Source organism: Halomonas sp. 3D7M (assembly GCF_014897885.1).
GTDB lineage: Bacteria > Pseudomonadota > Gammaproteobacteria > Pseudomonadales > Halomonadaceae > Vreelandella.
This window is the reverse complement of the sequence record NZ_JABUZF010000035.1, coordinates 3,985-23,349: the sequence shown is the minus strand read 5'-3', so window position 1 is coordinate 23,349 and position 19,365 is coordinate 3,985. Positions and strand designations below refer to the sequence as shown.

Annotated in this window: 19 protein-coding genes and 1 riboswitch; of the genes, 11 read left to right on the top strand and 8 right to left on the bottom strand. The window is 52.9% G+C overall.

Annotation, left to right across the window (positions count from 1 at the left end):
* Together INT22_RS00840 and INT22_RS00835 are read right to left on the bottom strand one after the other, a co-directional pair.
* Window positions 1–2,414: efflux RND transporter permease subunit (locus INT22_RS00840; RefSeq protein WP_226912306.1), on the bottom strand; the 2,414-nt coding region annotated here is incomplete at its 3' end.
* 1 nt (window position 2,415) lies between these two features.
* A complete protein-coding gene (locus tag INT22_RS00835) occupies window positions 2,416–3,513 on the bottom strand; it encodes an efflux RND transporter periplasmic adaptor subunit (RefSeq protein ID WP_193067500.1) in 1,098 nt (365 codons plus the stop codon).
* Window positions 3,514–3,662: 149 nt separating this feature from the next.
* Between INT22_RS00835 and INT22_RS00830 the strand changes: the two genes are divergently transcribed.
* From INT22_RS00830 to INT22_RS00810, 5 genes are all read left to right on the top strand, one after another.
* Entirely contained in the window at window positions 3,663–4,283 is a 621-nt protein-coding gene (locus tag INT22_RS00830; protein WP_193060049.1) for a TetR family transcriptional regulator, read from the top strand.
* A 218-nt stretch (window positions 4,284–4,501) separates the two neighbouring features.
* Window positions 4,502–5,767: a cytosine permease gene (codB, locus tag INT22_RS00825; protein ID WP_193060048.1), complete on the top strand. Its 1,266-nt coding sequence runs from the start codon at window positions 4,502–4,504 to the stop codon at window positions 5,765–5,767.
* Window positions 5,768–5,783: 16 nt separating this feature from the next.
* Entirely contained in the window at window positions 5,784–7,040 is a 1,257-nt protein-coding gene (codA, locus tag INT22_RS00820) for a cytosine deaminase (protein WP_089040639.1), read from the top strand.
* 32 nt (window positions 7,041–7,072) lie between these two features.
* Window positions 7,073–7,240: riboswitch (FMN riboswitch) on the top strand.
* A 105-nt stretch (window positions 7,241–7,345) separates the two neighbouring features.
* On the top strand, window positions 7,346–7,843 hold the full coding sequence (locus INT22_RS00815) for a 6,7-dimethyl-8-ribityllumazine synthase (RefSeq protein WP_193060047.1): 498 nt from the start codon (window positions 7,346–7,348) through the stop codon (window positions 7,841–7,843).
* Between the two features lie 248 nt (window positions 7,844–8,091).
* Entirely contained in the window at window positions 8,092–9,249 is a 1,158-nt protein-coding gene (locus INT22_RS00810) for an RNA-guided endonuclease TnpB family protein (protein ID WP_193060046.1), read from the top strand.
* A gap of 96 nt (window positions 9,250–9,345) precedes the next feature.
* On the opposite strand, the gene INT22_RS00805 is transcribed toward INT22_RS00810, so the two are convergent.
* Window positions 9,346–9,807 (bottom strand): GNAT family N-acetyltransferase, encoded by a 462-nt coding sequence (locus INT22_RS00805; RefSeq protein ID WP_193060045.1) that lies wholly within the window; start codon window positions 9,805–9,807, stop codon window positions 9,346–9,348.
* A gap of 125 nt (window positions 9,808–9,932) precedes the next feature.
* Here INT22_RS00805 and INT22_RS00800 point away from each other — a divergent pair, with 125 nt between their 5' ends.
* Together INT22_RS00800 and pcsA are read left to right on the top strand one after the other, a co-directional pair.
* A complete protein-coding gene (locus tag INT22_RS00800; RefSeq protein WP_193067499.1) occupies window positions 9,933–10,538 on the top strand; it encodes a DNA-3-methyladenine glycosylase I in 606 nt (201 codons plus the stop codon).
* A 202-nt stretch (window positions 10,539–10,740) separates the two neighbouring features.
* The gene (gene pcsA, locus INT22_RS00795) at window positions 10,741–11,421 is read left to right on the top strand and encodes a phosphatidylcholine synthase (protein WP_370687206.1); all 681 of its coding nucleotides are present in this window, start codon (window positions 10,741–10,743) and stop codon (window positions 11,419–11,421) included.
* Here the strand turns inward: pcsA and INT22_RS00790 are convergent.
* Complete coding sequence (locus tag INT22_RS00790) at window positions 11,418–12,860, bottom strand: aminotransferase-like domain-containing protein (RefSeq protein WP_193067498.1); 1,443 nt, start codon at window positions 12,858–12,860, stop codon at window positions 11,418–11,420. The genes pcsA and INT22_RS00790 overlap by 4 nt on opposite strands.
* Window positions 12,861–13,072: 212 nt before the next feature.
* Here INT22_RS00790 and INT22_RS00785 point away from each other — a divergent pair, with 212 nt between their 5' ends.
* Window positions 13,073–13,273: a DUF1127 domain-containing protein gene (locus INT22_RS00785; RefSeq protein WP_038478640.1), complete on the top strand. Its 201-nt coding sequence runs from the start codon at window positions 13,073–13,075 to the stop codon at window positions 13,271–13,273.
* Window positions 13,260–14,132 (top strand): PhzF family phenazine biosynthesis protein, encoded by an 873-nt coding sequence (locus INT22_RS00780; protein WP_193060042.1) that lies wholly within the window; start codon window positions 13,260–13,262, stop codon window positions 14,130–14,132. The genes INT22_RS00785 and INT22_RS00780 overlap by 14 nt, the downstream gene beginning before the upstream one ends.
* A gap of 65 nt (window positions 14,133–14,197) precedes the next feature.
* Here the strand turns inward: INT22_RS00780 and INT22_RS00775 are convergent, their stop codons facing one another.
* Window positions 14,198–14,857, bottom strand: a complete 660-nt coding sequence (locus INT22_RS00775) for a glutathione S-transferase family protein (RefSeq protein ID WP_193060041.1) — start codon at window positions 14,855–14,857, stop codon at window positions 14,198–14,200.
* A gap of 125 nt (window positions 14,858–14,982) precedes the next feature.
* Between INT22_RS00775 and INT22_RS00770 the strand changes: the two genes are divergently transcribed.
* Entirely contained in the window at window positions 14,983–15,534 is a 552-nt protein-coding gene (locus INT22_RS00770) for a TetR/AcrR family transcriptional regulator (RefSeq protein WP_193060040.1), read from the top strand.
* A gap of 12 nt (window positions 15,535–15,546) precedes the next feature.
* Here the strand turns inward: INT22_RS00770 and INT22_RS00765 are convergent, their stop codons facing one another.
* Window positions 15,547–16,494, bottom strand: coding sequence for a hypothetical protein (locus tag INT22_RS00765; protein WP_193060039.1), 948 nt, complete (start codon window positions 16,492–16,494; stop codon window positions 15,547–15,549).
* A gap of 126 nt (window positions 16,495–16,620) precedes the next feature.
* Here INT22_RS00765 and INT22_RS00760 point away from each other — a divergent pair, with 126 nt between their 5' ends.
* Window positions 16,621–17,079, top strand: a complete 459-nt coding sequence (locus INT22_RS00760) for an Lrp/AsnC family transcriptional regulator (protein WP_193060038.1) — start codon at window positions 16,621–16,623, stop codon at window positions 17,077–17,079.
* A gap of 7 nt (window positions 17,080–17,086) precedes the next feature.
* Here INT22_RS00760 and INT22_RS00755 read toward each other — a convergent pair whose 3' ends face one another.
* On the bottom strand, window positions 17,087–17,707 hold the full coding sequence (locus INT22_RS00755) for a TetR family transcriptional regulator C-terminal domain-containing protein (protein WP_193060037.1): 621 nt from the start codon (window positions 17,705–17,707) through the stop codon (window positions 17,087–17,089).
* 95 nt (window positions 17,708–17,802) lie between these two features.
* Complete coding sequence (locus tag INT22_RS00750; RefSeq protein WP_095603679.1) at window positions 17,803–19,299, bottom strand: CoA-acylating methylmalonate-semialdehyde dehydrogenase; 1,497 nt, start codon at window positions 19,297–19,299, stop codon at window positions 17,803–17,805.
* Between the last annotated feature and the right edge of the window lie 66 nt (window positions 19,300–19,365).

Here is a 19,365-nt window from a genome sequence, read left to right as displayed (position 1 = left end):
GCCAGCATACGCTCTCGGTCACGGCGCATGATTAGTGGATCTGCTACCTGGGTCGTCACATCACGCATCACTTGATCAGCCGTGATGTAACGCCCCTGTTCGGCGCTCCATACGTTAAGCGACCCAACGTTATCGATATCGTTGCGCTGCTCTGGTATCGCTCTAGCGACAATCGGAATCAAGTCGCTGCCGTCACGGTAGATGCCCACCTGACTACCACTCGTACTCAGCGCCAGTGTGGCCGCCAAATTCTCGCGCGTAACGCCCAGCCGTCGCGCTGTGTCTTCGGCAAAAATTGGCACCACGGCCTGAACACGGTTACGCCAGTTGGTGCGGACACTGACCATATTGGACGTATCACTAAACAGTGCCGCGACTTGATCACCTAGCTGGCGTAATACGGCGGGGTCGCTGCCGTAAAGCCTAGCTTCGATCTTGGCTTTCGGGGCAGGGCCAACTTCCAGCGGGGCAATTTTATAGTCGATATCGCTGTGATCGCGCTCAAGTACCGCTTCGATATCCGCCATGCGCGCTTGCTGTATCGCTTTGTTATCGGTTTCAACAATTAGCTGTGAATAACTGGCATAGCGGTCTTCCGGCGCATAGGTCAGGGTAAAGCGCTGGGCACCGCCGCCTACCACAGTGGTGAGATGGCGGACACCCTCCATCTCCATCACCACCTCTTCCAACTCTGCAACCCGCCGTTGGGTTTCCAGAATATCGGTGCCTTCCGGCGTGCGGTAATCAACAAAGAAGATGGGCGTATTTGAGGCAGGGAAAAAGGCATTTTTGACGGAACCAAAACCGACAACCGCGCCTGCCAGTATGACCATCACCAGACCAAGTGTTAGCCAACGCAGCCGGATACCTGCCACAATCACGCGGCTAAATAAGCGGTACACCACTCCTTTATAAGGATCTTCATCTGTGCTGCTAGGCGCCACATTGCGAAACAACAGTTTGAAATAGAAAGGCGTGAGCGTCAGCGCTGTCAGCCAACTTAGCAGCAGTGAATAGAGCAACACATAGAACAGCGAGCCGATAAATTCACCGGTGGTATCTGGCGACAACCCAATCGGTGCAAAGGCGGCAACTGCAATCAGCGTAGCTGCCAGCAGAGGCCATGCGTTTTGTCGAACCACCTGATGCGCCGACTCACGAATACTTTGGCCACGCTTTAGGCCTACCAGCATGCCTTCAGTGACCACAATAGCGTTATCAACCAGCATCCCCAGCGCTATAATCAGTGCCCCCAGCGAGATTTTTTCCAATTGCAAACCGTGAATGCGCATCAGCATAAAGGTGCCAATAATGGTAATCAGCAGAATAAAGCCCATTAGTAGGCCGCTGCGCCAGCCCATAAACAGCATGAGAACCACAATGACGATGGCAACCGCTTGGATCAGGCTGACTAAGAAACCGGATACCGCCTCATCTACCACGCTCGGCTGGTCATAGACCACATTGAGCTCCATACCCAACGGGGTGCGTGCCTCCAGTTCGTCAAGCCGCTGTTCAAGTCGGGCACCTACTTCGACCACGTTGACGCCGCTTTCAAACGAGATGCCCAAGGAAATAGCCGGTCGCCCCATATCGCGATAAAGCTGCTGTGGTTGCTCGGTCAAGCCACGGGAAACCTCTGCGATATCGCTCAGCCTTACCAGCTCGCCGTTACCTTCACTAACGATTAACGCGCGTAAATCCTCAATATCGGCGGAACTACCCGAAGGCGTTACTCGGAAACGCTGCCCCCCCTGCTTCAAGTGACCCGAGTCCACTACGGCATTTTGCGTATTCAGCAATTGCTGGAGTGAACTTAGCGGAATGTTCAGCGCACGTAGCCGCTCTCGGTCGACTTCAATGAAAATGCGCTCCTCTCTCACCCCCGCCAGCGACACCTTTTCAACGCCGTCGACCAAGGCGAGTTCACGCTTAAGGAACTCGGCTTGGCTTTTCAAATCGGGCATGGCATAGCCATCACCGGTCAGGTTAATCATCAAGCCGAACACATCGCCAAAGTCATCGTTAACTCGTGACTGGCTGGCGCCTGGCGGCAAGGCGGCCTGCGCATCGCCAACTTTACGGCGCAACGAATCCCAAAGCTGCTGAAGTTCATCGTTTTGCACCGTGCTTTGCAGCTCGATGGTAATTTGAGAAAACCCGTTAGAACTCACCGAGCTGATACGTTTAATCGCGGGCATTTCCTGAATGGCTTCTTCCAGTGTCGAGGTGACTTCCTGCTCCACCTCTTCTGGCGTAGCACCAGGATACTGGGTGGTGACTAGCGCATTGCGAATGGTAAATTCAGGAAACTCAAGCTGCCCCATGCCAGTGAAAGCGAGCGCCCCGCCGAAGAGCAGTACCACGGTCATTAAATAACTAGCGGCCCGGTGGCGTAAGAAGTAATCAACCATCTTAGAGCCCCTGTTCCTTTTCCCATGGTGTTACACGCATATCAGCGCTGACACGATGGGCTCCCGCTGCCACCACACGATCATTCGCGGCTAGTTCGCCACTCACCTCTAACCCCTTAGAAGTTAAACGTCCCACCTCGACTGGCACCGCCTCTAAACGGTCCGGCGCCTGAAAACGCCACACCACCGCCTGCTCCGAGTTCTCACCTGGATAGCTAATGGCGTCAGGCGGCAAATGCCAAACAAGACTTTCAGACGCGGGTAATAGTTGGCCTAAATCAAGCCGCACGGTGGCGCTCATGCCATCAAGCAGCGTGATATCGTCGGGCTGCGGTAGCCGAAGCGTTACCTCATAGGCCAAACTTTGGGCGCTGGCCTGGGTGGTATAAGACGCCAGCTGCGCAAGGTAAGGTTTTTCGCTATTGCCAAACCGCACTTCAAAGGCCATCGCCATTTCAAACGGGGTCACCTCGTCGTTGCGCGGTATCTGCTGAACGATTTGCTGCGGTAAATGAAAGATCACATCAAGCTGCCCTGGCTGCTGAATCACCGCCACGGTTTCCTGCACCTGGACAATCTGCCGGTTATCTACCGGCACCTGGGCAATCACACCATCATAAGGTGCGCGCAGTTGGGTATTTTCCAGTTGCTCTTCGGCCTGTTCAAAGGTCGCCCGAGCGGCACGCAACTCCGCCTCTGATTCATCAAACCGTGCTTGGCTAATCGCTCCACGCTCTAGGGTATAGCGCATGCGTTCGTGAGTGGCCCGCGCTAGCTCTAAGCGCGAACGAGCGCTATCTAATTCACTGCGCATATTACGATCATCAATACGCGCGATCAGGGTGCCTTCCGTTACCCGCTGACCGGGAGTCACGTTAATCTCTAACAGCTCACCCGCCATGCGAAACGATAGATTGCTGCGTGTAGTGGCTTCAACGCGCGCAGGAAACTGGCGCTGCAGCGCGGCACCAGACGCTTCTAATGTCATCAGCTTCACCGGCCGAGGAAGAGGTTCATTCTGGCTCTCGGCATAAGCGTCACCTGTTGCCAGCAGCAGGGCCAGCAGCGCTGGAAGCAATCGAATCACAGTGTTACGCACAGCGGACTCCTCGGTGGTGTTATCAATACGCAGTCATAAAAAATTCACTGACATTCATGAATGTCAGTGAATGTGTATACTAATCGCCTACTGGCGACTTTGCCATTCAGTAATGCCAATATAAGTGCACTTTTTTGTTAGGAGCCGCTATGTCACGCCGCAAAGCTGAGGCTGAACGCACCCGCGAGACCATTCTTGATGCTGCAGAAGCTCAGTTTCTCGCTCAAGGGGTTTCGCGTACTACATTGGCCCATATTGCCGCAGCAGCAGGCGTTACCCGTGGTGCGATTTACTGGCATTTTGAGGATAAAGCGGCGGTATTCGATGCCCTGCTAGAGCGTGTTCGCGTGCCGCTCGATGAAATTGTCGATGATGCTGTTCTGCGACTGGGCCACACCCCCACCAAATGCCTGCAAGAGATTGCCCTGAGTGCGCTTGGCGCTATCTGCCATAATCTTCCGTTACAGCGCGCCGCCACCATCGTGCTGCATCGCTGCGAAAAGCTGGAAGATGATCATCCACGTATCAGCATGATCACTCGGCTTTCTGAGCATGCCGAAATGCAGGTTGAGCAGCTGTTTGAGAAAGCCCGGCAAACCGGCCATCTACGCGCTGACCTCACCCCCGCCAGCGCCCGGCGCCAGTACCATAGCTTTTTAATCGGCATTTGCTTTGATTGGTTACAAGACCCGCAGCAATTCTCATTAGCAGACGAGTACGAGAGTATGATCGAAACGTTAATGCGGGGGTTGTTGGAGAGTACGCTTTAAACGCCTTGGGGAGCTAAGCTTGGCACGCAGGTTGCTTATATAACAAGGGAGCCTCTGATTAATGTGATGAGCGCAGGCCAGACAAGGAAAAAATCAACGAAAAAGCGGAGTTTACGGGTTGTAAATGAGCATTTTGAGGCGATTTTTAACGCAGTATGGCCAAGCGCAATAGTTAATCAGAGGTTCCTAGGATAATAATACTCACCTGGAGTCTCCCCATGCACCACTCTGACTATCCGCTAAGTGAAGTCCCCACTAGCGCCCGTAAGGGCTTGCTCTCCACTTCCGTTGTGCTACTCGGCTTTACCTTTTTCACTGCCACCATGTGGGCCGGTGGTTCGCTTGGCCAATCGTTCCCGATTGGCCAACTGCTCTGGATCATACTGGTGGGTAACTTGTTGCTGGGCGCATACGCGGCAGCTCTTGCTTACATTGCCTGTAAAAGCGGCCTTAACTCCGTGCTGATGGGACGCTTCTGCTTCGGTGAAAAAGGCAGCAAACTTTCCGATTTTATTCTCGGCTTTACGCAGATTGGTTGGTACGCCTGGGGCACCGCGACGATTGCCCTAGTGTTAGTACGCACCACAGGGATGCCTGAATGGCTGGAAATCCCCTTAATGGTGCTATTTGGGTTTGGTTTCTGCGTGACGGCCATGATTGGCTATAAAGGTATGGACTGGCTTTCGCGCTTTGCCGTGCCCGCCATGATGCTGTTTATCTTGATTAGCCTGTTCACCGGGCTGGTGGATGCACGCGGATTTGCCGGACTAAGCCAGCAAACGCCCACGGAAAGCATGAGCGTGGCGGCAGCGATTACCGTCATCATTGGCACCTTTATTAGCGGAGGCACCCAAGCGACTAACTGGAGCCGCTTCGCCAAGACGCCGAAAATTGCCGTGATCGCGACTCTGGCGGCTTTTTTTGTGGGCAACGGCTTAATGGTGCTGACCGGCGCACTGGGTACCATGATTTACCAGCAGGCGGACATCGTCGATGTATTGATCGCGCAGGGCTTTGTCACCATCGCGGTGCTGATGCTGTTTCTAAATATCTGGACCACCCAGGACAACACCATCTACAACTTTGCCGTAGCGGGCTGCAATTTGCTGCGTACCGAGAAACGCCGCTTAGTCACGGTGTGTGGCGCAGCGATTGGTACCGTACTGGCAGTAGGCGGTATGTATAACCTACTGATTCCCTTTCTAGTACTGCTAGGCACCTTTATTCCTCCCATGGGCGGGGTGATCATGGCGGACTTCTGGCTCAAACATAAAGGCCGCTACCCTACTCTGGAATCCACTCAGTTACCCAATTTTAATCGCCGAGGGTTAGCCGCCTATGCATTAGGCGCTGGAGCCGCTTACCTCTCCCCGTTGCTCCCCCCATTGGTAGGTGTCGTGGTAGCGGCAGTTAGCTACGCTGTACTGCTTCGTTTAAACCACGCTACGCTAAGTGATACTTCCCCTTCGACTGCCAAACAATAAGTGAGTCACTAATTATATGAGCATGCAGATCATTAACGCCCGCCTACGCCAGCGCCCCGAGCTTTACCGGCTTGAGATTGAGAACGGTACGTTCACAGCGATTACCGCTCAAGACGCGCCACAAACGGCGGGGGATGGGCAAATTGATGCGGGCGGCAAGCTGCTTTGCGCGCCGTTCATTGAACCGCATATTCACTTGGACGCCGCGTTAACGGCGGGCGAGCCAAGCTGGAATCAAAGCGGCACGCTGTTTGAAGGCATCGAACGTTGGGGTGAGCGTAAGCCCATGCTCACCGAAGCGGATATTCGCGAACGCGCGCTTAACACCCTGAACCTGTTGATAGGCAACGGCGTCCAGTTTGTGCGTACACACGCTGACACCAGCGACCCCAGCCTAATCGGCATTAAAACCCTATGCGCCTTGCGCGATGAATTGAAAGATAAAATCGATATCCAAGTAGTCGCTTTTCCGCAAGATGGCCTGCTTTCCTACCCCGGCGGCGACCGCCTGATGGAAGAGGCGCTGGAGATCGGCGCGGACGTTGTCGGCGGCATTCCCCACTTTGAGTACACCCGAGAACTAGGCGTCGCTTCCATGAAGCGGGTGATAGAGCTAGCGATCAAATATGACCGTTTGGTGGATGTGCACTGCGATGAGATAGACGACCCTAACTCGCGTTTCCTTGAGGTGCTGGCCTGCGAAGCGCTGTTTAACGACTTAGGCAGCCGCGTGACCGCTAGCCACACGACGGCGATGCACTCCTACGATAACGCCTACTGCTCTAAGCTGTTTCTGCTGCTCAAACGTTCGGGCATCAACTTTGTCTCCTGCCCCACCGAAAGCATTCACCTGCAGGGACGCTTTGATAGTTACCCAAAACGTCGTGGTGTTACCCGCGTAAAAGAACTAAACGCCGCGGGCATTAATGTCTGCTTTGCCGAGGATTCCATCTTCGACCCCTGGTACTCGCTGGGTAACGGTAAGCTGTTGCGGACGCTCGATTTTGGCTTGCATATCTGCCAAATGATGGGCTATCAGGATTTCAGCCAGGCGCTGTCGCTGATCACTGACAACAGCGCACGCACACTCAATATTGAAGCGCGTTACGGTATCGAGGTCGGCAAACCCGCCAGCTTCAACCTGCTGGAGGGTGAGGATGACTACAGCGTGCTGCGTACTCAGGGCGAGGTGCTACTTTCCGTTCGACACGGTGAGATCATTATGCAGCGCGACCCCGCAAAGATTACGACACCCCCGTGGCTTGGTATTTAGAAAAAGCGTAATATAGCCGGGCTGATAATCAGCAAAGTTCTCAGGGCGGGGTGAAAGTCCCCACCGGCGGTGATGATGGCTGAATAAATTTTTGTCATCTAAGCCCGCGAGCGCTCAAGGCGGTTTTTTATTTCTTGAGGTCAGCAGATTCGGTGAAAAGCCGAAGCCGACGGTGATAGTCCGGATGAAAGAGAACGGTACCTTAGACACGCAACTTTAAAAGTGGCTTCAGCCACCTTTTTCGGTTGCCTGACGACCGGTCCCGCGTGCCCTGATTCTGGTACAACTTATCCAAGAGAATGACCATGAATCAGACATTTCCGCTAACGCTTTCAACACACACCACGGCCCAGCGCATTGCGTTTATTCAAGGCCACTGGCATCACGACATTGTCGAGAAGGCCTATGAAGCATTTATCACTGAAGTAGAACGCTGCGGTCTTAACGCCGAACAAGTGGACATCTTCACCGTATCAGGTGCTTACGAAATCCCCCTTCAGGCAAAGGTACTCGCCGAAAGTGGCCGCTACGGCGCCATTGTCGGGGCCGGCTTTGTGGTAGACGGCGGCATTTATCGCCACGACTTTGTCGCCCATGCGGTCATTGATGGCTTAATGCGCGTGCAGTTAGATACGCAAGTACCGATTATCTCGGTCGTCTTAACACCACACCACTTCCATGAGCACAGTACGCACCACGACTTCTACACCCAGCACTTTGTTACTAAAGGGAAAGAAGCCGCCCAGGCGTGTCTGAATACGATGGAAAACCTGCATCGAGCGCGCAAGCTAAGCAACGCATAAACCTGTATTGCACTTAAAAAGCTGTGTTGTAAGTCACTGTCGTTTGAGCCCGGCTGAACGCCGGGCTTGGCACGCCTAGTCAATATATGAGTGCTAATACTTTAGAAGATGACTGCTCATTAGCCATCATTGCCGTTATTTGATCAATTTGCGCGTCAAACCTCGTACTTCTAGTGCGAGGAAGGATAGCGCGAGGCGCGTCGCGCCTCTTGGTTGACCGGCTATTTATACCGCGCTAGATTTTAAGTGTGAGCACCGTACACCGCGCCTACCGTTATCGGTTTTATCCCACGCCTGAACAAGCCGAACAGCTTGCTCGGACGTTTGGCTGTGTGCGGTACGTCTACAACCATTTCCTGCGCCAGCGCACGGATGCGTGGTTCGAGCGCCAAGAGCGCATGGGCTATAACGCTACCGCCAAAGCCCTCACCACCCTCAAGAAACAGCCGGAGACGGCGTTTCTGGCCGAGGTGTCCAATGTCTGCTTGCAACAGTCGCTCCGGCATCTGGATCGGGCGTTTAGCAACTTCTTCAAAGGCCAGGCGCGGTATCCCACCTTCAAGAAAAAACAGCGCAAGCAGTCAGCCACCTACATGGCCAACGGCTTTCGCTGGCGCGATGGCAAGCTTTGGCTGGCTAAGCACAAAGCCCCGCTTAACATCCGCTGGAGCCGGTATTTTACCAGTCACCCCACCAGCATTACCGTCAGCTGTGACACGGCTGGCCGTTACCACGTCAGTTTCCTGGTAGAAGAAGCCATGACGCCGCTGCTGGTGACACCCAAGATGGTGGGTATTGACCTGGGGCTAACCCACCGCGTCATCACCAGCCACGGTGACAAAATCCCCAATCCACGCTTTCTACGCCGCACCGAGCACAAGCTGGCGCGAGCGCAGCGCCGGTTGTCACGTAAGCAAAAAGGCTCCCACAACCACGCCAAGGCGCGGCTTCGTGTGGCGAAGGTGCATGCCAAGCTGGCCGATCAGCGCCGTGACACCACCCATAAACTCTCTACGCAGCTTATTCACGAGAACCAAGTCATTGCCGCCGAGAGTTTGCAGATTAAGAATATGGTCAAAAACCGCAAACTGGCCAAGGCCATCAGCGACGTGGGCTGGCACCAGCTCACCCAGCAATTAACGTATAAAGCAGAACGGTACGGACGCGATTTCGTCCAGATCGACAAGTGGTATCCCAGCTCGAAACGCTGTTTTCACTGTGGTCATATCACCGACAACATGCCGCTGAACGTACGCACCTGGGACTGCCCAAGCTGCGGCACCCAAGGCATTGACCGCGACGTAAATGCCGCTCGAAATATTTTGCAATCGGGCAAGGCGATGTTGGTGGGCGCTGACAAGCTCCGTCAGCACGAAAAGACTACCGCAGGGCTTGCGGGAGGTTAAGCCTGTGGAGCTTGTGTAAGACCAGAGGTGCCATCACCAAGGGCAACGGGCTGCGAAGCAGGAACCTGGAAGGCGACAACCAGGAATCACCGTCCTTCAGGGCGGTGAGGAGGTCAAATCCAGCAGATAACCGTAAAACGCCGTGTTGCGCTGCCAGTCCAAGGACTCATAAAGGTGCTGGGCGCGCTCATTCTCTACCTGCGTCATAAGGATTAAGCGCGCGACTCCATGCTCGCGAGCCAGCTGGGTGGCGGCTTCCATTAACGCCCTTCCCGTGCCCTTATCGCGACACTCCGGCAACACAAAAAGATCATTTAGCGTCCAACGCGCATTCAAGCCCACCGTGGAAACTCCAGGATAAAGTTGCACGAAACCAGTGAGATTACCGTCACTATTTTCACTCACTAAAATGCGCGAATCCGCCAGCCCAAAGCGCTGACGCAAGAAATCCCGCGCCGCACCGACATCACTCGGCTGATTATAGAACTGCCGATAGCCATCCAATAGCTCGGTTAAGACATCAAGATCGTCAATGGTCGCTGCGCGAACCTTGGTCATAGTGCTACCTCCTGAACGTATTACGTAGTGGGCTGGCTACTTTCCAACACGGGTATTCGAAACATTCAGTAAACAACGTATCGCCAATGGAATACAGTATGTTTAACACAATCTGAGGCGTTACTATGTCCGACTTTATTGCCCCTGATAACCTGCCACGCTGCCAGTGGTGTGGCGGTGCCGCCGAATTTCTGCCCTACCATGACAACGAGTGGGGGTTTCCGGTGGTTGACGACCAGCGGTTATTCGAAAAGCTCTGCCTGGAAAGTTTTCAGTCGGGCTTAAGTTGGCGCACCATTCTCAACAAACGCGAGAACTTTCGCGCTGCCTTCCATCATTTCGACTTCCATCACGTTGCCCGCTTTGGCGAAGAGGATGTGCAGCGCTTGCTGCAGGACGCGGGCATTATTCGCCATCGTGGCAAAATCGAGGCGGTGATTAACAATGCCCAACGGGCGCTGGAAATGGTCAAGCAGGAAGGTTCACTGGCCACATATTTCTGGCGTTTCGAGCCAACCCTCGACTCACTTGCCGCACCACAAACTCAGACCACCTCGCCTGAATCCATCGCACTGGCTAAAGATTTGAAAAAGCGCGGCTGGAAATTCGTTGGTCCAACCACTGCATTTGCGTTTATGCAGGCGATGGGGCTACTCAATGATCACTCGCTGACGTGCATCACTCGAGAACAAGTCGAACAGGCAAGGCAGCAATTTCAACGACCAAAGTAGCAACAGAGGCACAAGACACTATACTTTTTGCACAAACGTGCCATGCCCAGATGGCCGGCCTACGTATTCGCTGGGTGCCGTCTTGTAGTAGGGTATGATTTTTACACACTCATCTATACACCGAACAGCAAGGGGACATCACGTTCCCAATGGGGTCAACGTGGTCCAAACGCTCTCTTCTCACACAGAATCCCGCGCTTCGATATGGAAAGCTTGGAGCGTGCATATATTCACGGCCAGCGGCGTACTGCTCGGCACAATGGCGCTGCTCTCGCTGATCGACAACAATCCAGTCGCCTGCTTACTATGGCTTGGCGCGGCGATGATGGTCGATGGTTTCGATGGCACTCTGGCGCGTAAGTATGAAGTAAAAACCATCCTGCCCCACTTCGATGGCTCGACGCTTGATATGGTCATCGATTATCTAACCTGGGCATTTATTCCCGCTCTGTTCATTTACTTCTTTATAGAGTTACCGCCCAATTTCGAATTGCTGTCAGTGTTTATCATTCTGCTGTCATCGATGTTCTGTTTCTGCAACACTAATATGAAAAGCCAGGATAATTACTTTGTTGGCTTTCCTGCTGCCTGGAACATTGCTGCGGCCTATTTTTATATTCTCGATTTACCGCCCTTCATCACCTTTGCATCTATCGTTTTTCTCGCCATTCTTACCGTGACCAAGATGAAGTTCCTGCATCCGTTTCGTGTTCGTCAGTTCATGCCACTCAATATCGCCGTCACGCTATTATGGTGCGCCTGTACAACGTCACTGGTGCTCTCAAGCCCCGAACATGCCGCTTGGGCACTATGGGGGTGGGGCATTGCATCCGTTTACTTCATTGGTATGTGCGTATGGCGTACCGTTCAAGAAGCGTTTTAACTTAGCGATACCTCATACCGCTGTGCCTCCTCCACCATCTCGGTGGCAAGCTCTCCCACGGTGCGCACGGCATCTTCAATGGCCGGTGTTAGCGTAAATGCGTAGTTAAGTCGCAAACACTGGCGAAACTTGCCCGAGGCTGAAAATAGCGAGCCAGGAGCCACATGGATGGCGCGCTTGGCTAAGCGTTCATTAAGACGTACGCAGTCCACGGCGGCAGGTAACTCCACCCATAGCAAAAAACTGCCTTGCGGATAACTGATGCCCGCGCCTTCTGGAAAATAGCGCTGCACCCAGTTGATCATGATGTCCCGTTGGCGCTGATATTGGCGGGTAACATAGCGAAGGTGACGCTCGTAGTGGCCTTTGGCGACAAACTCCGCCACCGCCAACTGCGGCAATGTGGCCGAGGCACCGGTAGAGACATACTTCATATGCAGCGCCTTATCTCGATAACACCCCGGCGCCAGCCAACCCACTCGTAACCCTGGCCCCACCGTTTTCGAAAAGCCACTGCATAACAGCACCCGCCCATCGTCATCGAAAGACTTCACCGTCAACGGCCTTGGGTGGGTATAGGAGAGATCACCGTAGATATCGTCTTCAATGATGGCCACGTCGAAGCGTTGGGCGAGTTGAAACAGCGCCTGTTTGCGCGCCTCGCTCATGGTGTAGCCCAGCGGATTGTTATACGTCGGAGTGACCTGGATGGCACGGATCGGCCACTGCTCCAGCGCCATTTCCAACGCTTCCAAACTAATGCCCGTTTGCGGATCAGTAGGAATCTCCAACGCTTTCAGGCCATTGGCTTTTAGGATCTGCATGGTGCCGTAAAAGCTAGGCGAGTCCACGGCCACCACGTCGCCAGGCTGAGTAAGGGTGCGCAGCGCTATCGACAATGCTTCCTGGCAGCCGGTGGTGATCATGATGTCATCCGGGTGCAGCAAACAGCCGGAGGCAATGGCCAGCCGCGCTACCTGCTGACGCAGCTCGGGGCTACCACTCAGTTTGTCGTAGTTAAAGCCATTCAGATCGTTCTTACGGTGCAGCCCCGCCAGTGTTTTCGACAGCGGCTTAAGCGTTTCATAAGCCAGGTTCGGCACACCGCGCCCAAGCAGCAGCCGACTATCGTCACGCTCGGTAGCGACCAGCTCTAATACTTGATCCCATTGGGAGACATCCAGCGGGCACTGCGCAGGACGAGAGACAGAAGGCAGCACCGCAGGCACTCTGCTTGGAAGTACAAAGTAGCCCGATTTCGGCCGTGATTCGATCAGCGACACATCCATCAGTTGCCGATAGGCTTCCTGAGCCGTCGAGATACTGACATCAAGCTCCTGACATACCGCTCGAATAGAAGGCAGGCGATCCCCCACGCGGTAAATACCGTGCTCAATTCGCTCCCGCAAAATACAAGCGACCTCTTCGTAGCGCGTCATGACTCCAGCCCTCTATTTTTGAAATGCTTTTAAAATCGCTCTTCAAAACGTTCTTGAAGACGTTTTAAAAACAATACAGATACCCTGCCCAGCAATCATACAGAGGTATAACATATACCATCTGTATCTTTAAAATAGAAAAGCCTATATCTGTATTGACCTAGCATGGCTGCGTAATCTGGTGGAGCACATCGTCATCAAGGAGAACTGCCATGCTACGCTTCAGCCTCACTCAGTTTCGCTGTCAGTTACGTCACTATCATCAACGCCGCCGTAGCCGCCGTCAGCTACTAACCCTTGATGACCGACTGCTGGAAGATATTGGAATCACTCGCACCCAGGCGCAAAAAGAGGGTTGTAAACCGTTTTGGCAGCACTCGTCATGCAAAAGAGGTCCCTATGAAAACTGCTGAGTATTACCTGTTGGATGTGTTTACCGATAAGCCTTTTTCGGGCAATCAGTTGGCAGTTTTTTTAGATGCCGATGAGCTTGAAACCAGCACTATGCAGGCAATTGCCAATGAACTTAACTTGGCAGAGACGGTATTTTTAGGCGCGCCGACTACGGCTAATCACTACCCTATGCGGATATTCACACCCACGGCTGAGCTGCCGTTTGCTGGCCACCCCACGGTAGGTACCGCGCATCTACTAGCGGAGTTAAACCTCGTCAACCGCGAGCAAGGCATTGTGCTACAGCCACCTGTCGGTGCATTAGCGGTTAATTATGAACGAGAGGGAGCAACCTTCAAAACCGCCCAGCCCGTCATGGTCACGGGCAGCACGATTGATCGTCTCACTGCCGTTGAGCTACTGGGGCTAGACATCCACCAAGTCATTGGCGATCCCATCATTGCTTCTTTCGGGCTGCCCTTTCATCTTATTGAACTAGCTGACCTAGCAGCCCTTGAGCAGATTCAAATCGCCGGTGCAGTATGGGCGGATGCCGTTGCGCGCAGCGGCACTGAGCAGATATACCTTTATGTGATGGAGCAACACGATAACGAAGAGACGATTATACGGAGCCGTATGTTCTGCATGCACGCCAGTATTTGTGAAGATCCCGCCACTGGCAGCGCTGCAGCAGCCTTAACCGGCTATTTAGCGTCACTCAAACCAGAGCCCCTACACTGCAAGATTCACCAGGGTGTTGAAATGGGGCGGCCCAGCGTTATCCACACCGCCGCCAATGGCAATATAGAGCAAGGGTTTGTAACAGTAGCTGGGCAAGCGATCATCGCTGGTGAAGGTAAGCTTTACTTGGACTATTGATTTCGCGACATATCAAACCAATCGCTATAAGTGCGGGAAAGCCACAGTGGCTCGCCCGCCTTTGTTTATGCCACAACAAATACATTGCGCGCGCTGGGCCGATCCTGAATCCGCTTTAAGTAGGCGGATAAATGCGGCGTTTTTTGTAACAAAGGTACAGCAGGCGGCAACTTACTTAAATAATCCAACATCGGCGCGGCCAATGCATCTGCAACACTAAAGGATTCAGTCACTAAATAAGGCTGCTTGGTTAGCTGAAGCTCTAACAGTGATAACATTCGAGCAACCTCCGGCTCAGCTGCTCGGATATAATCTTTCCGTACTGTCCCATTCTCCCCTTTTGGGAAATAGAACTCTAACAAATATCTCCGCACAATTGCTTCATCCACATAGATTGATAGCCAAGCAGAAAATTGATCCACTAAGGCTCGCTCCCAAGCGGCTTCAGGCTGCAATTGATAGCCTTCGAAGGCCTCATCTAAATAGCGACAAATGCTAGCCGTTTCACAAAGCTGATGCTCCCCATGAAGTAATATAGGCACTTTTCCAAAAGGGTTTATGCGTAAATGCTCTGAGCTGTGTAAGTCGATAGCATTGCCGTTTATTGACATACCAAGCGTATAAGGAATTGATTTCTCTTCGCAGCACAACTGCACACTTCGCACAAAGGTACTAAATTGTGGCCCCAGGATATGTACACCTTTCTCTTGCGATAAAGTGCTCATTATTACGCTCCTCTCGTTTTATATAGGTAGTAGTGAAGAGTAACGACAGGCACAATATGTTCAACAACATATTTTGGATAAAGCAAAAATGAGCTAATCAATGCCAATACAAGGAGGGGTTAATAATGCCGTGGGATGAATCGCACAAAATGCACTCGCATGAAAAAATATTGCACGCTGCTGCTCGTCTTTTCACTCACCATGGATTCAACGGCGTGAGCATAGATACTGTTATGCAAGAAGCAGGTATGACACGCGGCGCGTTCTACGCTCACTTTGAATCAAAAAGTGATTTATACACTCAGGCGCTCAAGCATGCTGCAACTCAAGCAGCCCAGCGGTTAGCACTAGAGCATTTACCTGAACAAGGCATAGAGCGATATCTAAGTGAAGAGCACATTTTCGGCCAGCAAGTCCCTTGCCCATTGGCATGCCTGATTAGCGATGTCGCTCAACAAGACCTCCCTATTCGGTCAACCTACACCTTACTCTTCAAAGGGTTTGTCGACAGGGTGAGTCAAATGACGCCAGCAGACCAACTAACTCGACGCCAAATTATTCAACAAGTGGTCGCCATGGTGGGGGGACTTGCTATCGCTCGCACGCTGAACGATGAGTCACTGTCCAAAGAGATACTGGAGGCTTGCCGAGAATTGGCCAGCTCAAAGCATCTCTAAAAGCGTACCGGCCTATTGCTGATTCCCCGTAGCTTTGGGCCAACGGGCAATCACCGCGGTGACAATAACGGCAAACAACAGCCGTGCCCATAAAATGCCCGTTATATCGGCTCCAAGCATTAAGATCAGCAGTGTATCTTCTATAACGCTATGGCAGAGGCCGAGAAAACACAGCGCTAGCGTGCTGTCGCGCTTGCTAAGCACCCCGTTTTGCACGTCACGAATCAGCAGCCCTGCGCCATAGCTTAACCCCAGCGTGAAACCAATGACCGTCACATTCGCTGCCGAACGGCCAATGCCTAATAGCTTGAGCAACGGTAGCAAGCCAAGATGAATCCAACGCTCTAGACCCAGCCTTTTTAAAAGTTTTAAGAGCACAATCAGCGCTAAAATAATCACAAAAATAAGCGCTAACGTTTCCAACTGTGCCAACGCCCAACTGCTGAGCGTTGGTGCTGATGAAAAACTTGGCTGCCATACCAATTCAACGGGTGCTTGCAACAAACCAAAATACGAATAGAAGCAGTGTAACAGCCAAGCAAGCAATAAAGCCCCGCCCACACGCAGAACCAGCGTGCCCCACCAAGGTACGCCAGCGCGCTTGGCTACCGCTCCCTCAACGGGAAGCGAATGCCCTACCAGCATCAACGCACCCAGTACCGTTACCTGCTCAACACTCAAAGGCGTTTCACCGACGACTTGGAAAAACACCGCAATGGCGGTGTACAAATTGGTGAAGAGCGCCGCCGCCCACACAACACCCATTTGTTCAGGCAAACCGAGTGTGCTCATTAAAGGAGCTAATGCCGCCCCCAGCCACTCGATCATACCGAGTAGCTCTAACCCTTTGACGATGAGCAAAGCAGGTATCAGGATTTTGAGTAATGTCACATACACGCGCAGCGCGTCTTGCAGTACACGACCTACTACCGCCAATAAATAGTGAATTGTGATCCGCATCAAGCCCTTCATTGCCATCGTTTTAACAAACGTTATGATAATGGAGATGACGCAGAATCTTCTTTCCAATACGGTGCCTACAATCACTATTCGTTCTTTATAAACATAGGAAGAGAATTTTATTTCATGGATGCTATTGATCGAAGAATTCTTGACCAGCTTCAACGCGATTCCAGCCTGACCAATCAAGCATTAGCGGATAAAATAGGGCTTTCCCCCTCTGCCTGTTTAAAGCGGGTTAATCGATTACGCGATGCGGGAGTCATTGAGCGTGAAGTGGCGCTACTCAACCCTGATGCCTTAGGCCAGCGCCTACACATGGTGGTGGAAGTCACCATGGAGCGGGATAACAAGTTACTCTACCAGCAGTTCTTAACATCAGCGGTCAACGCCCCTGAAGTGAAGCAGTGCTATCAAGTAACGGGTGAGTGTGATTTTGTGTTGATCGTGGCAGTCGCTGATTTAGATGAGTACGACCGCTTCTGCGACAGCGTGCTCTATGCCCACGACAACCTGCGCAAGTTCCGCACGTTACTATCGCGAAAACGGCATAAGTTCGATACGTCTGTGCAGCTCAGTCGTTGAGTACTGCTCACGCCGTCAACCCAATCCCCCGCAAGATCACCGAGGTTACCGACTGTACGGCTTTTTCAAACTGCAGGTCGTCTAAGGGTTTATTGTCGTTAAGCAGGTAGATTTGGTAGTCGAAGTCGGCGTAGTGCTGGGTCGATGCCCAAATCATATAAAGGAGGTAGGACGGTTCAACGGGGTTAATTTGGCCGGACTCGACCCACTCGCGAATTTTTGACTCTTTCAATTTAGCCCATTCGTATAAGTTATCGCGCAGGCGCTCTTTCAGAATGGGTGCGCCCTGCATTACTTCCGCCGCCCATATTTTCGAGCCGTGAGCGCGGTAGCGAGAATGATTCATTTTGGCGCGGATATAGCTAGAAAGCACTACTCGTGGGTCGTCGTAGAGTTCGAAGCACAGCGCGTCCTGTTTCCAGATTTCCAGCAGCGCTAGCAGCACTTCCTGGTAGAGCGCCTTTTTAGTGGAAAAATAGTAGTGCACGTTGGATTTGGGCAGATCGGCCAACTGGGCAATTTCCCCCATCGATGCTCCGGCATAGCCTTTTTCAGCAAACAATTGCTCCGCCGCCTGAAGAATCTTTTTTACGTTGGTTTGCCGAATTTCGTCCTGTGTTCTCGCCACGCTGCTCGTCCCTTTACGACTAAGATACGCACACCAAAAAAGTGCACCACCGCTGAGCAGTGGTGCAGAGAAGATGGCGTAGTTAGCTTACGGCGTCAACGTTGGTTAGTGGGAAACGAAAACTCGGCACGTGTGGCTTCGCTCACCGAAGGCCAGCGCTGGGAAACCGCTTTTCGGCGGGTATAGAAGCGTACAGAGTCAGGGCCGTAGGCGTGAAGGTCGCCAAACAACGAGCGTTTCCAGCCGCCAAAGCTATGGTAGGCCACCGGTACGGGAAGCGGTACGTTAACACCCACCATGCCCACTTCGATGCCATCGGTAAAGCGTCGAGCAGCCTCGCCATCGCGAGTAAACAGGCAGGTGCCATTGCCGTATTCATGGTCGTTAATCAATTGCATAGCATCATCTAAGCTGCCGACCCGCACCACGCACAGCACTGGCCCGAAAATCTCTTCCTGGTAAATGCGCATCTCGGTAGTAACGTTATCGAACAGGCAACCACCAACGAAATAGCCATCTTCATGACCCGCGATTTTCAGCTCACGGCCATCGGCCACTAGTGACGCACCTGCCTTTATGCCGTCTTCGATATAGCCCAACACCTTGTCACGGTGCTCTGCCGTCACCAGCGGGCCCATATCCAAGCCTTTATCGGTACCAGGGCCAACCTTGAGCTCAGCAATTTTAGGCAGCAGCGTTTCAACTAACCGATCTGCCGTCTCGTCACCCACGCACACCGCCACCGAAATCGCCATGCAACGCTCACCACAGCTTCCGTAAGCCGCTCCCATCAGGGTGTTGGCGGCGTTTTCCAAATCGGCGTCTGGAAGTACCACGGCATGATTCTTCGCCCCACCCAGAGCCTGAACGCGTTTGCCAGCGGCCGAACCACGAGAATAGATAGCTTCCGCTACCGGCGTTGAGCCAACAAATGAGATGGCTTTAACGGCCTTAGCATCTAGCAGCGTTTCCACCGCTTCGCGACTACCGTGCACCACATTCATCACGCCTTTTGGCAACCCAGCTTCTTGCAACAGCTCGGCTACCGCCATCGCCGCCGAAGGGTCTTTTTCCGAAGGCTTGAGAATAAAGGTGTTGCCGCAAGCAATCGCCATCGGATACATCCACAGCGGCACCATGGCAGGGAAGTTAAACGGAGTAATGCCGGCCACTACGCCCAATGGCTGGAAATTGGACCACGCATCAATGCCCGGCCCAACGTTATGGGAATACTCACCTTTTAATAGCTCAGGCACACCGCAGGCATACTCGACATTTTCGATGCCGCGCTTCAGTTCGCCCATCGCATCTTCAGGGGTTTTACCGTGCTCTTCACTGACCAATTGCACCAAGCGGTCAGCGTGCTCCTCTAGCAGTTGCTTGAAGCGGTACATCACTTGGGCGCGCTTAGCAGGTGGCGTATCTCGCCAAGCGGGAAACGCAGCTTGGGCGGCGGCAATAGCCCGCTCTACGTCGGCAGCGCTGGCGTCCGCTACTTGGCGAATCACTTTACCCGTTGAAGGGTTGGTCACGTCCAGCGTGCGCTGGCTGTCGATTAATTCACCGTTAATTAGATGGGAAACAACGCTCATATTTAAACTCTCTTTTTAACGCTCTGAAGTTTAGATCAGTCGGTTATGCTAACGAATCCAGGGTGG

What these genes read in the sequence shown, in the direction of transcription:
- INT22_RS00830 (WP_193060049.1), top strand. Translation starts at nt 3,663, where the DNA reads ATGTCACGCCGCAAAGCTGAGGCTGAACGCACCCGCGAGACCATTCTT.
- codB (WP_193060048.1), top strand. Translation starts at nt 4,502, where the DNA reads ATGCACCACTCTGACTATCCGCTAAGTGAAGTCCCCACTAGCGCCCGT.
- codA (WP_089040639.1), top strand. Translation starts at nt 5,784, where the DNA reads ATGAGCATGCAGATCATTAACGCCCGCCTACGCCAGCGCCCCGAGCTT.
- INT22_RS00815 (WP_193060047.1), top strand. Translation starts at nt 7,346, where the DNA reads ATGAATCAGACATTTCCGCTAACGCTTTCAACACACACCACGGCCCAG.
- INT22_RS00805 (WP_193060045.1), bottom strand. Translation starts at nt 9,807, where the DNA reads ATGACCAAGGTTCGCGCAGCGACCATTGACGATCTTGATGTCTTAACC.
- INT22_RS00800 (WP_193067499.1), top strand. Translation starts at nt 9,933, where the DNA reads ATGTCCGACTTTATTGCCCCTGATAACCTGCCACGCTGCCAGTGGTGT.
- INT22_RS00790 (WP_193067498.1), bottom strand. Translation starts at nt 12,860, where the DNA reads ATGACGCGCTACGAAGAGGTCGCTTGTATTTTGCGGGAGCGAATTGAG.
- INT22_RS00785 (WP_038478640.1), top strand. Translation starts at nt 13,073, where the DNA reads ATGCTACGCTTCAGCCTCACTCAGTTTCGCTGTCAGTTACGTCACTAT.
- INT22_RS00780 (WP_193060042.1), top strand. Translation starts at nt 13,260, where the DNA reads ATGAAAACTGCTGAGTATTACCTGTTGGATGTGTTTACCGATAAGCCT.
- INT22_RS00775 (WP_193060041.1), bottom strand. Translation starts at nt 14,857, where the DNA reads ATGAGCACTTTATCGCAAGAGAAAGGTGTACATATCCTGGGGCCACAA.
- INT22_RS00770 (WP_193060040.1), top strand. Translation starts at nt 14,983, where the DNA reads ATGCCGTGGGATGAATCGCACAAAATGCACTCGCATGAAAAAATATTG.
- INT22_RS00765 (WP_193060039.1), bottom strand. Translation starts at nt 16,494, where the DNA reads ATGCGGATCACAATTCACTATTTATTGGCGGTAGTAGGTCGTGTACTG.
- INT22_RS00760 (WP_193060038.1), top strand. Translation starts at nt 16,621, where the DNA reads ATGGATGCTATTGATCGAAGAATTCTTGACCAGCTTCAACGCGATTCC.
- INT22_RS00750 (WP_095603679.1), bottom strand. Translation starts at nt 19,299, where the DNA reads ATGAGCGTTGTTTCCCATCTAATTAACGGTGAATTAATCGACAGCCAG.